General features: G+C 57.3%; 13 protein-coding genes and 1 pseudogene. 5 read left to right on the top strand and 9 right to left on the bottom strand.

What is annotated here, in order from left to right:
- Positions 1-9: 9 nt before the first annotated feature.
- From MLC59_RS15815 to merR, 5 genes are all read right to left on the bottom strand, one after another.
- A complete protein-coding gene (locus MLC59_RS15815; RefSeq protein ID WP_248236314.1) occupies positions 10-720 on the bottom strand; it encodes an SCO family protein in 711 nt (236 codons plus the stop codon).
- A gap of 35 nt (positions 721-755) precedes the next feature.
- Positions 756-1,346 carry a protein-disulfide reductase DsbD domain-containing protein gene (locus MLC59_RS15810; RefSeq protein ID WP_248236310.1) on the bottom strand — a complete coding sequence of 197 codons (591 nt, stop codon included), beginning with the start codon at positions 1,344-1,346 and terminating at the stop codon, positions 756-758.
- Between the two features lie 16 nt (positions 1,347-1,362).
- Positions 1,363-2,553 (bottom strand): protein-disulfide reductase DsbD family protein, encoded by a 1,191-nt coding sequence (locus MLC59_RS15805; RefSeq protein ID WP_091704924.1) that lies wholly within the window; start codon positions 2,551-2,553, stop codon positions 1,363-1,365.
- On the bottom strand, positions 2,553-3,371 hold the full coding sequence (gene dsbG / locus MLC59_RS15800; protein WP_091854709.1) for a thiol:disulfide interchange protein DsbG: 819 nt from the start codon (positions 3,369-3,371) through the stop codon (positions 2,553-2,555). Before dsbG ends, MLC59_RS15805 begins: the two co-directional genes overlap by 1 nt.
- A 703-nt stretch (positions 3,372-4,074) precedes the next feature.
- Positions 4,075-4,506 (bottom strand): mercury resistance transcriptional regulator MerR, encoded by a 432-nt coding sequence (gene merR / locus MLC59_RS15795; RefSeq protein WP_248236309.1) that lies wholly within the window; start codon positions 4,504-4,506, stop codon positions 4,075-4,077.
- Positions 4,507-4,579: 73 nt separating this feature from the next.
- Between merR and merT the strand changes: the two genes are divergently transcribed.
- The 3 genes from merT (at position 4,580) to merA (ending at position 6,734) form a co-directional block, all read left to right on the top strand.
- On the top strand, positions 4,580-4,930 hold the full coding sequence (gene merT, locus MLC59_RS15790; RefSeq protein ID WP_248236301.1) for a mercuric ion transporter MerT: 351 nt from the start codon (positions 4,580-4,582) through the stop codon (positions 4,928-4,930).
- Between the two features lie 14 nt (positions 4,931-4,944).
- Positions 4,945-5,241: a mercury resistance system periplasmic binding protein MerP gene (gene merP, locus MLC59_RS15785; protein WP_011784884.1), complete on the top strand. Its 297-nt coding sequence runs from the start codon at positions 4,945-4,947 to the stop codon at positions 5,239-5,241.
- 86 nt (positions 5,242-5,327) lie between these two features.
- The gene (merA, locus tag MLC59_RS15780; protein WP_248236299.1) at positions 5,328-6,734 is read left to right on the top strand and encodes a mercury(II) reductase; all 1,407 of its coding nucleotides are present in this window, start codon (positions 5,328-5,330) and stop codon (positions 6,732-6,734) included.
- A gap of 33 nt (positions 6,735-6,767) precedes the next feature.
- Here the strand turns inward: merA and MLC59_RS15775 are convergent, their stop codons facing one another.
- From MLC59_RS15775 to MLC59_RS15760, 4 genes and pseudogenes are all read right to left on the bottom strand, one after another.
- The gene (locus tag MLC59_RS15775) at positions 6,768-7,517 is read right to left on the bottom strand and encodes a TVP38/TMEM64 family protein (protein WP_248236293.1); all 750 of its coding nucleotides are present in this window, start codon (positions 7,515-7,517) and stop codon (positions 6,768-6,770) included.
- On the bottom strand, positions 7,495-7,680 hold the full coding sequence (locus tag MLC59_RS15770; protein WP_248236291.1) for an SHOCT domain-containing protein: 186 nt from the start codon (positions 7,678-7,680) through the stop codon (positions 7,495-7,497). Before MLC59_RS15770 ends, MLC59_RS15775 begins: the two co-directional genes overlap by 23 nt.
- Before the next feature lie 31 nt (positions 7,681-7,711).
- Positions 7,712-10,198, bottom strand: a pseudogene (locus tag MLC59_RS15765) (heavy metal translocating P-type ATPase).
- A 70-nt stretch (positions 10,199-10,268) separates the two neighbouring features.
- Positions 10,269-10,670, bottom strand: a complete 402-nt coding sequence (locus MLC59_RS15760; protein ID WP_248236283.1) for a MerR family transcriptional regulator — start codon at positions 10,668-10,670, stop codon at positions 10,269-10,271.
- Between the two features lie 168 nt (positions 10,671-10,838).
- On the opposite strand from MLC59_RS15760, the gene MLC59_RS15755 reads away from it, so the two are divergent.
- Together MLC59_RS15755 and MLC59_RS15750 are read left to right on the top strand one after the other, a co-directional pair.
- The gene (locus tag MLC59_RS15755) at positions 10,839-11,060 is read left to right on the top strand and encodes a hypothetical protein (protein WP_248236272.1); all 222 of its coding nucleotides are present in this window, start codon (positions 10,839-10,841) and stop codon (positions 11,058-11,060) included.
- Entirely contained in the window at positions 11,060-12,619 is a 1,560-nt protein-coding gene (locus MLC59_RS15750; RefSeq protein ID WP_248236268.1) for a multicopper oxidase family protein, read from the top strand. Before MLC59_RS15755 ends, MLC59_RS15750 begins: the two co-directional genes overlap by 1 nt.
- The last annotated feature ends 667 nt before the right edge of the window (positions 12,620-13,286 follow it).

The following is a 13,286-nucleotide window of genomic DNA, read 5'->3' as shown; positions in this document are numbered from 1 at the left end:
CCCCACGCGTTACTCGCTCTGTAGCAACGCTTCAATGCGCCCGTGCAGCCGGCCCCAGAACCCATCACCGGCTGCCGCGTTGGGGCCTTTGGCAATGGCCGTCAGGTAGGTCACCAGATGCTCAGGCTTGAATTTTAATCCATGGAACCGGGCCCGCATCTGACCTTCCGGGTCAATCACGTGGGTTACCACGCCATGGACCTGTACCCCCTCACCCGTATCCCTGAACTGAACGCCGTAGGCCTTGGCGAGCTCTGACGTCAACCCGGGCGGCTCGCCTTCGCCCCGGTACAGAAAGTGCCAATTATCGAAGTTCAGGTCGAAATTGTCGCCATACGCGCGCATGTTGTCCCGGGTACCGGCAATATCCTCGCGATCAGTGGCAATGGTGATGAACACCACCTCTTCACTCAGCCCTTCTTCTTCAACCCCGGTTTGCAACTGCCGTATCAGGTTCATATGAAAAGGGCAGGCCTCGGTACAGCGCGTATAGAGAAAATTGAGCACAACGGTTTTGCCGTTTAAGTCGGCAAGGGAAAGGGTATTGCCATCAACGCCTGTAAGATCAAATTCAGGGGCCGGCTGATCCACAAACTGGGCATACCGCTCTTTCTCGTTCAACGAGGCCTCTACATCCTCCATGGAATGGGCCATGGCATTGGTGCTGCCCAGGGCAACCACGGCAATCAGGAATACTCTGAATAAGCTGTTCACTGTCATTCTCCATTTGAGTTCTTTTCGAAAGAAGTCATGGATTATTGTGGCTTGGTATCGTCCAGATTCAGCGCAACGGGCAGATCAGCCGGTGCCAGGCAAACGCCCTCGTCACTGCAAGCCTGCACCCGTACTGTCATGTCAAGCTTGCCTGCCTCTTTCAGCGCGGTGGTCTGTTTTTCATCTGGCAGCAGCCGGATACTCGCACCGTCGTCGTACACCTCCAGGGCGGTGTCACCCAGCACAATGTCACTGACCCGACCGCGAGGGTACTGGGTCGGGATGTCAAGCGACTGACCGTTGACCGAAGAACTGGCGACGGTGGGAATCAGGAACTCCATGGAGGCCGGGTTGGCGTTCACGTGCCAGCCCGATTCAATGTCCAGTGTCAGAATAATTTCACCGGTCTCCCCTATCAGGGCTTTGCCGCCTTCCGCAAGATTGAGGCGGACCTTATCGGAAGAATCTGCCAACCCCGTGCGGGCAACTGGCGCCTGGGGGTCGGAATTGGCTCGTTCGGTCTGGGCCGAGCCAGGAGCGTTTCCGGAATTGGTACCGATCAACGTGAACGCCGCGATCGCGATCAGAAAAACCGCTACGCCGGTCAGCAATACTTTGGTTCGGGTTGTCATGGTTCATCTCCAGTAGCTAGCGTTGTGAGTTCTCGGTGCGGTTGATCGCCTCGACCAGGCTGTCGGTATCAAATAGCCCAGTGAAACGGGCGACAACGGTGCCGTCAGCGTCAAAAATCGCCGCAAAAGGTAAAGCCTGCCCTCCCGTTGCGGTTAACAATGCGTCTTTTTCGGGATCGCTTGCTGTCACATCAACCTGAATCGGCACCATGCCGGCCCGCGCTACGGCTTCAGCCACAGCGGGCTCTTTATACACGGTGCGCTCCAGGACCTTGCAGTTGATGCACCAATCGGCAGTGAACTCCAGCAAATACGGTGTGTCCCGGGCTTTTGTGTCCGCCAGGAGTTCTGCGGAGTAGGGCTGCCAGACAAGTTCGTCTTCGCCGCTGCCCAACGGAGATGCGAATACCACTGTCACCGCAAGGGCAAGGCCTGTCGCCGTTGCAGTGATCACGCGAACGGCACCGCTCCCCTGAACGAAACGACGGAGACCCCAGACCAGCACCAGCGCCAGCCAGGCCCACCACAGCCAGGGGTATACCGCTTTGGGCACCAGGCTCGCGCTGAAAAAGACGGCGGCGGCCAGCAATATCAGCGCGAGCACTTCACGAATGGCCAGGGTCCAGGGGCCCGCCTTGGGCAACCGGCTCAGCCACTCGGGCCTGAGCATCAGTACCGCGTAGGGCAACGACAGCCCCAGCCCGATACTGCCGAATATCCCCATGATGACCGGTGTCGGCTGGGTAACGGCAAAGGCCAGAACGCCACCGAGGAATGGTCCTGCGCAGGGCGCGGCCAGAATCGCACTCAACAGCCCGGATACATAGGCTTCAAAGTAACGCCGGCCATGCGCCGAGGCGGCGAATGTCGGGACGGGGATGGGCAGATCGAGCCAGGTAATCACCGCAAACCCGACCATTAACGCAACCAGGACGGCCACGAATAGCGTTGACTGGAACAACGTGCCCCAGTTCCACTGCAGCAGTGCGGTCAGGCCGCCCAGCGTCAGGAAAAAGGTGAGTGTTCCGGCCGTGAATGCCAACGCGGCCAGCACCCGATGGGACCTCTGGCCGCCCGCCTCCCGCAGGATGGTCCGGACCTTGATGGGGATCGCGGGCAGCACGCAGGGCGTCAGGTTCAGCAGTAGACCTGCCATAACCGCCATCATGATCTGGCCGGCAATGAGTAATGAGGGCAGCTGATCCATTACTCAGTGACTCCCAGCATCCTGCCGAGCGCTTCCTGGCTGGGCACACCAGTCTGGCCCCGCCATTGTCCGCTCGTGTCCTTGAACAGCAGCCCTGGCGTCCCGCTGAAACCCGCCTCGGCCATCCACTGACCGTGTTGTTCGAGGGCCTGTTGAAGGTCGGCCGGGATCGGAGTGAGTTCAGAAATGCCGCGGCCGTCACCGCTTTTTCCGAAGTTTTCCTCAAACACCTGGAGCGCCGCGGCTCGATCCTCTGCGTTCATGATTGCTGCAGAAAGCCCCAGGCTGGACGGTTTGAGAAACCCGACCATGACCCAGTGCAACCTGACTTTCCCCTCCGCAACCCAATCCCTGGTTTGCTTCCAGAATTTGTGGCAAAAAATGCAGTTGGGATCCGCGAAGATATAGACCTCAGGGGCATCTTTACCGCCCTCGCTCACCAGATGGGGGTCCCGGGAGAGCTGCTCGGCAACCGACGCATACGTCGGCTTCGGTATATAACGAGCGGAATATTCGCGGGTCAGATCGTTGCCATCACTCTCCAGAAGTGCGCCGGAAAAAGTGAGGTCACCGAGACCATAGAGGATTCCGGTTTTCCCGTCGCCGGTCTTTACAACATAGCCGGTCACGCCCTCGGCTGGCGTGGAGAAGCGTTCAGTCACCGTAAAACCGATTCTCTCCTGCAGTGCCTTGATTCCCGGGTCCATTGGTGGTGACGCCGAGGCCAAGGCAGCGAATAAACTCAAAAAAAGTGCCATCGAAAGCTTATGGCAGAGCACGGTCATGCCGCGCACCGGGTATTCCAGATAGAATGACATCACAGATACGTTCCCGTTTTCATGTATTCATCAGTCGATAAAATCACCAGCAAAGCTGCCTACGTGGTGGTCTACCGCGCAAGGCCAAACGACAGGCACTCGAAGCGAAAGCCTCTGGCAATCAAAGGTTCAGGAGACTGTTGAATACTTGGGAGGAAAAGGGTCTGGGCCAGAAAGTACACGGCCGGAATGAGAAGAATAGCCTTTCGGGCAGGGGGAAGATAACAGCACTACCGAGTCTCTAATTGCAGATTTCCCGACATGGGACGTTGAACACGGGCTACTGCAGCTGCCCTCGGCATTGAGCCCGGCGCAGTCATGCATCACCTGGGTGTCTGGCAACATGACACAAGCCTCGGCCATGGGTTCCGCCTCAAAAGAGGTCGCGGCAACTCCCTGTGCAACGGGGAGAAGAGCCACGAGCAGTAGTACTGCCAGTCCCATAAGCCGTGTGGTCATCGCACTGATATCCTGATTACAGAACAGCTAAAACATCTTCCGCGTGGGAAGATAATCGCCCACTTTAACCTACATTGGCGGAGGTGCAAACAGACACGCTCCATCACCGTATCCGCCAATTCGGCTACCAGAGTAAGATGTTGGCGGCGCACATAAGTTCCTCAGAAGCTTGGGTGTGGGGACTATCCGGGGATAAAACATCCGCTCTCCCTCGAGCCCTCAGTCGAGTGAAAATCATGTTCTTTCACGTTGATCGTCCCCCCCCACTGCCCCCCTCATGCAATGATGCAATCAATGGGCAGGTAATATTGTACGGATGGGCATGGCACTGCTCGACCATCTCGCCCAGTACCTTCTCGATTCTCCCCAGTTGGTCGATTTTCTCACGCACGTCCCGCAACTTGTGCTCGGCCAGAGCGCTGGCCTCCTGGCAGTGAGCGCCATCTTCAAGTTGTAACAGGTCACTGATTTCGACAAGACTGAAGCCCAGCTGCTGAGCCGTTTTCACGAACATTAACCGCTCGATATCAGCTGGACCATAGCGCCTAATACCACCTGGAGGACGTTCCGGCTCCGGTACTAGACGTCGCCGCTGGTAATAGCGGATTGTCTCGATATGGACGTTGGCAGCCTTAGCTAAGCCACCGATGGTCAGTGAATTCGCTTTATCCGGCATACCCCTTGACTCCGTAGCGGACTACGGAAGTAACCTTATCTCATCGAATGAAAGCATGAAAGGTGTCAGCGTTATGTCGAATTCCAAATCGGGGCGTGGTCCCCTGGCTACGGGAGGTATTGCGGGCCTTTTGGCTTCGGCCTGCTGTCTCGGACCGCTGGTACTTGTCGCGCTGGGTGTCTCCGGTGCCTGGCTGGGCAACCTCACGGCTCTTGAACCTTACCGCCCGATTTTCATCGGCGTTGCATTGGTGGCCATGTTCTTCGCGTGGCGTCGAATCTTCCGGCCAGTGGAACAGTGTCAACCCGGTGAAGTGTGTACCGTACCACGGGTGCGAACGGCTTATAAGGTGATCTTTTGGGCAGTAACGGCACTGATACTGGTCGCCCTGTTGTTTCCCTATGCTCTTCCTCTGTTTTATTGAAAGGAGATTGTCCCATGAAAATGCGCTTTGCCATGACGTTGCTTTTCGCCCTGCTCAGCATGCCCTCTTGGGCCGCCATGCAGACAGTGACGCTTTCGGTTCCGGGGATGACCTGTTCCGCATGCCCCATTACCATCAAGCTGGCCTTGAACAAGGTGGACGGTGTTTCACAAGTCGACGTGAGCTATCCGGATCGAGAAGCCGTGATTACCTTTGACGACACACGAACATCGGTGGAAGCCTTAACCCAGGCAACGGGCGATGTCGGCTATCCCTCCACCCTGAAATCCCTGGAAACGGACAGTAAGTGAGTTGTGATAAAGGACTCCAGGCGCCCTCTGTTACACGCGACTCGGCGCCTGCCGTGACAATGCCCCAGTAATTCAAGGAACTCGGAATGAATAGTGACAAAAACCTGCATATCGCTGTGATTGGTAGCGGCGGCGCAGCCATGGCGGCTGCCCTGAAGGCCGCGGAGCGTGGCGCCCGCATCACCCTGATCGAGCGCGGCATTATTGGTGGTACCTGCGTGAATACCGGCTGCGTGCCGTCGAAAATCATGATTCGTGCCGCGCATATCGCGCATCTGCGCACGGAGAGCCCATTTGACGGGGGCGTCAGCGCCCAGATACCGAAGGTGGACCGGGCGAAACTGCTTCAGCAACAGCAGACGCGTGTCGAGGAACTGCGCGACGCCAAGTACGAAGGGATTCTGCGCGACCAGACGGCAATCACGGTCCTGAACGGTGAAGCCCGGTTTGTCGATGGCAATAACCTGGTGGTCCAGTTGAACGAGGGCGGCGAGCAGAACGTCCATTTCGATCGCGCCTTTATTGGCACTGGCGCCCGCCCCGCAGAGCCGTCGATACCGGGGCTGGCTGAGACACCTTATCTCACCTCCACCAGTGCGCTGGCATTAATTACTGTGCCTGAACGGCTGATCGTTATCGGCGCCGGTTTTGTTGCCCTGGAATTGGCCCAGGCGCTCGCCCGGCTGGATAGCAAGGTCACCGTGTTGGCCCGCAGCCGCCTGCTATCCGGTGAAGAACCCGCCGTCGGTGAGGCCATAGAGGCGGCGTTCAGGCGCGAGGGCATCGAGGTGCTCAAGCAGACCCAGGCCAGCCGTGTGGACTATACCGACAATGAATTCGTTATCGAGACCAATGCCGGTACCTTACGAGCTGATCAACTGCTGGTGGCGACCGGCCGGATACCCAATACCGAAAACCTGAACCTGGCGGGCATCGGTGTGGAAACCTCCCGTGGCGCGATTCAGGTGGATGGGCAACTGCAAACCACGGTCCGCGGTGTCTATGCCGCCGGTGACTGCACCGATCAGCCGCAGTTTGTCTACGTCGCCGCTGCCGGGGGCAGCCGGGCTGCGGTCAACATGACGGGAGGCGAGGCCACCCTGGATCTCAGCGCCATGCCGGGGGTGATGTTTACCGACCCTCAGGTCGCCACAGTTGGCCTGACAGAGGCCGAAGCGCTCAAGCAGGGCTACAATGTGGACACCCGTCTGCTGGATCTGGAAAACGTGCCGCGAGCGCTGGTGAATTTCGACACCCATGGCTTTATTAAGATGGTGGCCGAGCGCGATTCGGGACGCTTGCTGGGGGTGCAGGCGGTAGCCGGGGAAGCCGGTGAACTGATCCAGACGGCAGTCATTGCACTTCGGTCACGGATGACCGTGCAGGACATCGGCGATGAACTGTTTCCTTATCTGACCATGGTGGAAGGCCTCAAGCTCTGCGCGCAAACCTTCACCAAAGATGTGAAACAGCTGTCCTGCTGTGCGGGATGAGTATTTGCCAAGGCGCCTTCAACCCAACCTCTATCATGCAAGTTCGGACGCTTTCTGGTGCCTTCGGCGAGCCATGAGCAGCTTCGCAACAAACGGCAACAGGGTAATGCCACTGACCAGAACCAGAAGTATCGTCACTACCCCGGACTCAGAGGCCATGACCAAGCCACCAAACGCTGTGATCAAATACGCTGTCGGGATAACACCGGCCAACGTTGCAACCACGAAGCGCCAGAACGCGAGTGGTGTCAGGCCCGCTGCATAGCTGACCGCATCAAAGGAGATAAAGGGCACCAACCTTGATGTAAAAATGACAAGCATCAATGCGCCCTGAGAGCGTTCCTTGCCCAGCCACTTCAATACCGGACGTAGCCGTCTCCAGCGGTGGATAACGTCGAAACCCAGGGATCGAGCAATGGCGAAAGCGATCAGTGCGCCGGCCTCAGCGCCGATCACCACGATTAATGTTCCCCATAGAGGCCCATAGACGGCACCGGCAACCATGGCGATCGGGGCGCTGGGGATCGGGCTCAGGACAATGGCCGTGATCATCAGGCCAATGATCCCCACCGGCCCCCAATACCCCAGTTGGTCAATCCATTCCGACAAGGCCGCCTTATCAGTCACCGTGGCTAATGCTCCAGTCTCAAGCATGACCCAGTAGAACACTGCCAGTGCAACCAGCAGTAGCAGAACCCCGACTACTTTTGCTTTTGCGTTCAGTCTAACTCCGATGCTTGCCGTGGGTGCCCGATGGATTTCATGCTCCAGAGTGGTAGTCATAGTCTCCTCTGGCGTTCTTACTCGCGCGTCCAGAATCGTCCCTGTTTTTCGAAAATAGGTACTTGCCGAGGGCAACGACACCAAGTACCAAGGCGACAATGAGCAAAAGGGATATCAACCCCATTCCCGCCATTCCAAACATGCATGCCTCATTTGTCATCATGTCAATCTCCTGATTCTGTGTGCCAGGCCTCTTACGAGACGCTGGCCTGTGCGGCTCCGCTTTCGCTGATGTTGCTCGCTGCGGAGCCTCCGCTATTGGATTTGAACCGGCCCAGCCGGAGGGAATTGGTCACCACAAATACACTGGAAAGGCTCATTGCGCCGGCGGCCAGCATGGGGTTGAGCAGGTAGCCGGTAAACGGGAATAGCACACCTGCGGCCACGGGGATCAGTGCCAGGTTGTATCCGTAGGCCCAGACAAAATTGCCGAGGATCGTTTTGCGGGTGCGCCGGGAGAGCGCTGCAGCATCCACGATGCCCCGGAGGTCGCCGCGCATCAGAACCACGTCCCCGGCCTCGATGGCAATGTCGGTGCCGGTGCCGATGGCGATACCCACATCGGCTTGCGCCAGGGCCGGTGCGTCATTGATACCGTCACCCACAAAAGCAACCCGGGCACCTTCTTCCTGCAAGCGCTTCACTTCGGCCGCTTTCTGGTCCGGCAATACCTCCGCAAGCACCCGTTCAATACCGGCCTGCCGCGCAATCGCCTCGGCGGTGGCGCGGTTGTCACCGGTGAGCATGGCCACGCTGAGCCCTGATGACTTGAGCGCAGCAATCGCCTCCACCGAACCGTCCTTGAGCGGATCGGCGACGGCAATCAGCGCGGCTAGGCGTCCGTCGACGGCAACATACAACGGGGATTTGGCTTTTTCAGCAAGTGACACCGCATCGTCGGCGACGCTGGCCAGGTCGATACCGAGGCGGCGCATATAACGGTCCGCGCCCACATTGATCCGGCGTCCTGCCACCTGTGCCTGGATGCCATAGCCCGGCTACGCCTGGAATTCACTGATCGCGGGTAACGTGAGGCCCCGGTCCCTTGCGCCCTTGACGATGGCTTCCCCGATGGGATGTTCACTTTCGGTCTCCACAGCCGCGACCCAGGCCAGGACCTCATCCTCGCGGCCTTCCACCAGGATGAGATCTGTCAGCTCAGGCTGGCCCCGAGTCAGGGTGCCGGTTTTATCGAGGACGATGGTGTCCATCCGAGACAGTGTCTCCAGGGCCGCCCCTTTGCGGAACAGCACGCCCATTTCCGCGCCCTTACCGGTTCCGACCATAATGGCTGTTGGCGTCGCCAGGCCCATCGCGCAGGGACAGGCAATCAGCAGCACGCTGACCGTCGTGACGAAGGCAAAGGACAGGGCCGGCTCGGGCCCGAAGCTGAACCAGGTGATGAACGTCAGAATCGCCAGTACGATCACCACGGGAACGAAAATTCCCGCTATCTTGTCGGCCAGTGCCTGGATCGGGGGTTTATCAGCCTGAGCCGATTCCACCATTCTGATGATCTGTGCCAGAACGGTGTCCGCACCCACCCGGGTAGCCCGGAACGTCAGGGAACCGTTCTTATTAATGGTTCCACCCACCAGCTCGGCGTCTTTTTGCTTGGCCACGGGAACGGGCTCGCCGCTGATCATGGACTCGTCCACGTAGGATTGGCCTTCTTCCACCACGCCATCAACAGGAACCCGCTCTCCCGGGCGCACCTGGATACGGTCGTCAGGCACCACGGCTTCGATGGGCACTTCGACGGCTTCCCCGTCCCGAATGACTCGGGCGGTCTTGGCCTGCAATTGCAGAAGCTTTTTGATTGCCTCCGACGTCCGGCCTTTGGCGATGTGCTCAAAGTAGCGGCCCAGCAAGATGAGCGTCACGATTACTGCCGCTGCCTCGAAATAGCTTTCGGCGGTACCGGCGGGGAAAAATCCTGGAACCAACAGTGCTGCGACGGAGTAGAAATAGGCAGCGCTGGTGCCGATCATAACCAGGCTGTTCATGCCAGGATTGGCATGGCGCAATTCAGTGTACCCGGACCGGAAGAACCTCAATCCGGCATAAAACAACACCGGCGTGGTCAGGAGCCACTCAATAGCCATCCACCCCCGATGGGGTAAGACACTGACATACAAAGCCTCAAGAGCAGGGACCATCTTACCCATGGCAATCAGAACTACCGGGATAGTCAGCGCTGCAGCGAAAATCACTTTCCGGCGGAGGTCGATGCCCTCCCTGTCCTGCTCTTCCGTTTCGCTACTGGCGTCCGGCTCCTGAGGTTCATACCCCGCATCGCGGATAGCCCGATGAATTCGCGGCACTGACAAGGTGTCAGGCAGGAACTCCACAAACGCTTTCTGGGTGGTCAGATTGACGCTGGCCTTAACCATACCGGGTTGCTTATTCAATGCCCGCTCAATCCGGGATACGCAGGAGCCGCAGGTCATGCCGATGACCGGAATGTCGGCGGACTGTACCCGTGGCTGGTAACCCGCCTCCTTAATCGAGTCGATTAGCATGGCCGGCGTGGCGGGCTGATCAAATTCCACGGTGGCTTTTCCGGTCGCCAGATTCACCTGGGCTTCCGCAACGCCGGGCTCACCCATAAGCGCCTTTTCGATCCGTCCAACGCACGAAGCGCAAGACATTCCATCAACACGGACCTCTATTCGTTGCATACCCGTTTGGCTCCTCGGCACGGCTAACTCCGTGCCTTTAAATCAATTCATACGCAGGCGACTGGCAGCGTTACCCTTTTTGGGCGATCGCTTCGACAATCGGGCAGCCGTCCATTGGTCCTTCACCGGAGCATTCCTCCAGGGTTTCTGACAGGACCGCCTCAATGCGAGAAAGGCTCTGGATCTGATGTCGGATTTTTTCCAGTTGCTTCTTTGCGATGCGCTTGGCCTCAGCACGATCGCCATTGGCGTCCTGAAGCATCAGGAGTTCACGAATCTCATCAAGGGTGAAACCCCATTGCTTGGCGTGAATGATGAACTGCAGCCTGGCGATCGCATCCTCGGGGTAACGACGATAATTCGATTGGGTTCGGGCCGGCTCGGGCATGAGATTTTCCCGCTCGTAAAAGCGAATCGCATGGCTGGCCACGCCGCTTTTTTCAGAGAGTTCGCCGATATTGAACGTTTTCATTCTTGCACCTCAAAACAAGTGATCAATGACTGATGCTAACCATAACCTTAAAGTGAACTTTAAGGTCAACGTATTTTTTCATGCATTGTCAGATCGGTGGCGGTGCACCAAACTGGGCCAAGGCCCCGCTTTAAATCAAGTGGGGCAAAAATACGGAGACACACTGTAATGACGGTATTTGAGAGGCTATTTACGCTGGTTGTTGGACTTTTCCTGTCCCTTTTTGCATTCGCTGATGAGCCCGGGCGCATGGGAGAAGGCATGATGGGTGGCAACATGATGCAGGGCATGGGCGGTATGGGGCTATTCATGATGATGATAATGATTCTTCTGGTTGTGCTATTGATACTGGCGATTCTGGCACTGATCAAATACCTGAGGAACAAGTGATGAGCAGGGAAAAAAGTGTCCATAGGCGCACGGTCCTTCGGGCTGCGGCGGGCACCGGCGTCCTTCTCACGTTGTCGCCGGGACTTCTGCTTACCGGGTGTGATGGAGGGGTAAAAGCGGTTGAATCGGAAACGCTCGGCCTTGATTCCGATGAATACGATGTTGAACTGAATCTTCACGCCATGCCCGATTCGGTGCCCATTCTTCCGGGCGCCCCCAGTGAAGTGTGGCGCTATAGGGCGGAATTGCTGAAAGGCCCGCAAAACACAGTCACCGAAAACCCGGACAGTTACCTCGGCCCAACGATCCGGCTGCGCCACGGCCAAACCGTCAAAATCCATATTCACAATGAGCTGCCAGAGGACACCACCGTCCACTGGCACGGGCTTCATGTGCCGTCCGACGTAGACGGACAACCAAGACTACCGATCCGCCCAGGCGAGACAATGACTGTTGGCTTCGAGGTATTGGACCGGGCCGGACTGTTCTGGTACCACTCTCATGCCCACGGCAAGCAAGGTGGTCGCGTAGGATTCCAAAGTTACGCAGGGTTGGCCGGACTCCTGATCGTTGAAGACGAGGAAGAAGCGGACCTCAAATTGCCGTCGGGCGATAACGAGCTGTTACTGGTGCTTCAGGACCGCACCTTTGCTGGTAACAATGAACTGGTTTACATGGGCGGTGGCATGGGGTCCATGATGGATCGTATGCACGGTTTTATCGGGGATAGAGTGCTGGCTAACGGGGCGCCTCCAACCACCCGTAAGGTTGCCACCGGCCCCTACAGAATTCGGGTCCTCAATGGGTCCAACGCCCGCATCTACAAACTGGCCTGGAGCGACGGGCGACCTGTCACCGTTATCGGTGCAGACGGCGGCCTTCTTCAGGAACCGGAAGACAGGCCTTACGCCGTGCTGGCTCCGGCTCAGCGGCTTGATATCTGGGTCGACCTTTCCGAGTCCCAGCCAGGTGATACGCTGGAGCTTATCAGTGACCGTTTCCAGGCAGGCATGATGGGCGGAATGGGAATGATGGGCAGCAACGCCCTGCCCCTCGGCAGCCGATTTCCCCTGGCCAGGCTGGAGGTGTCCAAGTCAGTAGAGGCCAGCGAACCTTTACCGGCACAGCTAGGTGTGCAGCGGCAAAAAATACCGGTAAACAGCAATACGCGAATCCGGTCGTTCGAGTTAAGCCCGGTTATGATGCGGGGATTTGCCATGAATGGCCGGCGGTTTGACGGAACGAATGTTGCGGATGATGAAAAAGTCCGCCTTGGTGACACGGAAATCTGGGAATTCCACAACAACACACCGATGCCTCACCCGATGCATATTCATGGCTTGCAGTTCAACGTTGTAGGGCGACGAGGCGGCAGCTCGGATAGTTTACAGCAGGGCCTGGTAGACAGTGGCTGGCACGACACGGTTCTGGTTATGCCTCGTGAAACGGTTCAGCTGGCGATGAAATTCGAGCGCTTTGACGGCCTTTACATCTACCACTGTCATAACATGGAACATGAAGACGCAGGAATGATGCGCTATTTTCAGGTGCGAGGCTGAACGCGACGACATCCCTCTTAGCGCACATTCACTGTCAGAATGCTCTCGTCGAGTGTGAAGCATCCGAGACCTTGGGCTGAGGAGCCATCGACTGGACATCACCAGCCTCACTCGTCTGATCAACTGCGGCCACTGAGCCTTTCTTGTCCTTACATTTCATCATGCAGAATCCAAGACCACACATGATCAGACAGGGTAGAAGGCTGATCAGTATTGGCGCGACCCCGAACAGCACGAGCTTATCCCAGCCAAAAATCAGTCCGGCGGAGACCCCAATAGCACCAAACAACCACCAACGGCGTGGCCCCGTCAGCAATCCCATGAGCCCTCGTGAGCCGGTATCCGGGTTCGTCTTGCCTTTTCGTCACAGTTCGATTTGTTACAGCAACTCATTATATATTCACCTTTCCAAAAATCGTTCTCAGTTTCTCACGTTCACCGTTGGAGCGGAGAACAGCCTTGCAACCAGCGACGTCAAGAAAATAACCTTGAAGCAAGGTTTAAGGTCAAGCATTTTATAAAGAAACCAGATCGGACCTGCCATGCGGCTCTGATTTTCCAGAAAGTGATGGCATCGAAATAAAAAACTGCTAGCAGCCTGTCGGACTTAACCAAGCCCTATCGAAGTGAGATAATCCCTACAACATGGGCCATAACCGGACTTCAA

This window comes from Marinobacter bryozoorum, assembly GCF_023156245.1.
Lineage (GTDB): Bacteria > Pseudomonadota > Gammaproteobacteria > Pseudomonadales > Oleiphilaceae > Marinobacter > Marinobacter bryozoorum.
The sequence above is the reverse complement of the archived record's forward strand: the minus strand, read 5'-3'. Positions and strand labels throughout refer to the sequence as shown.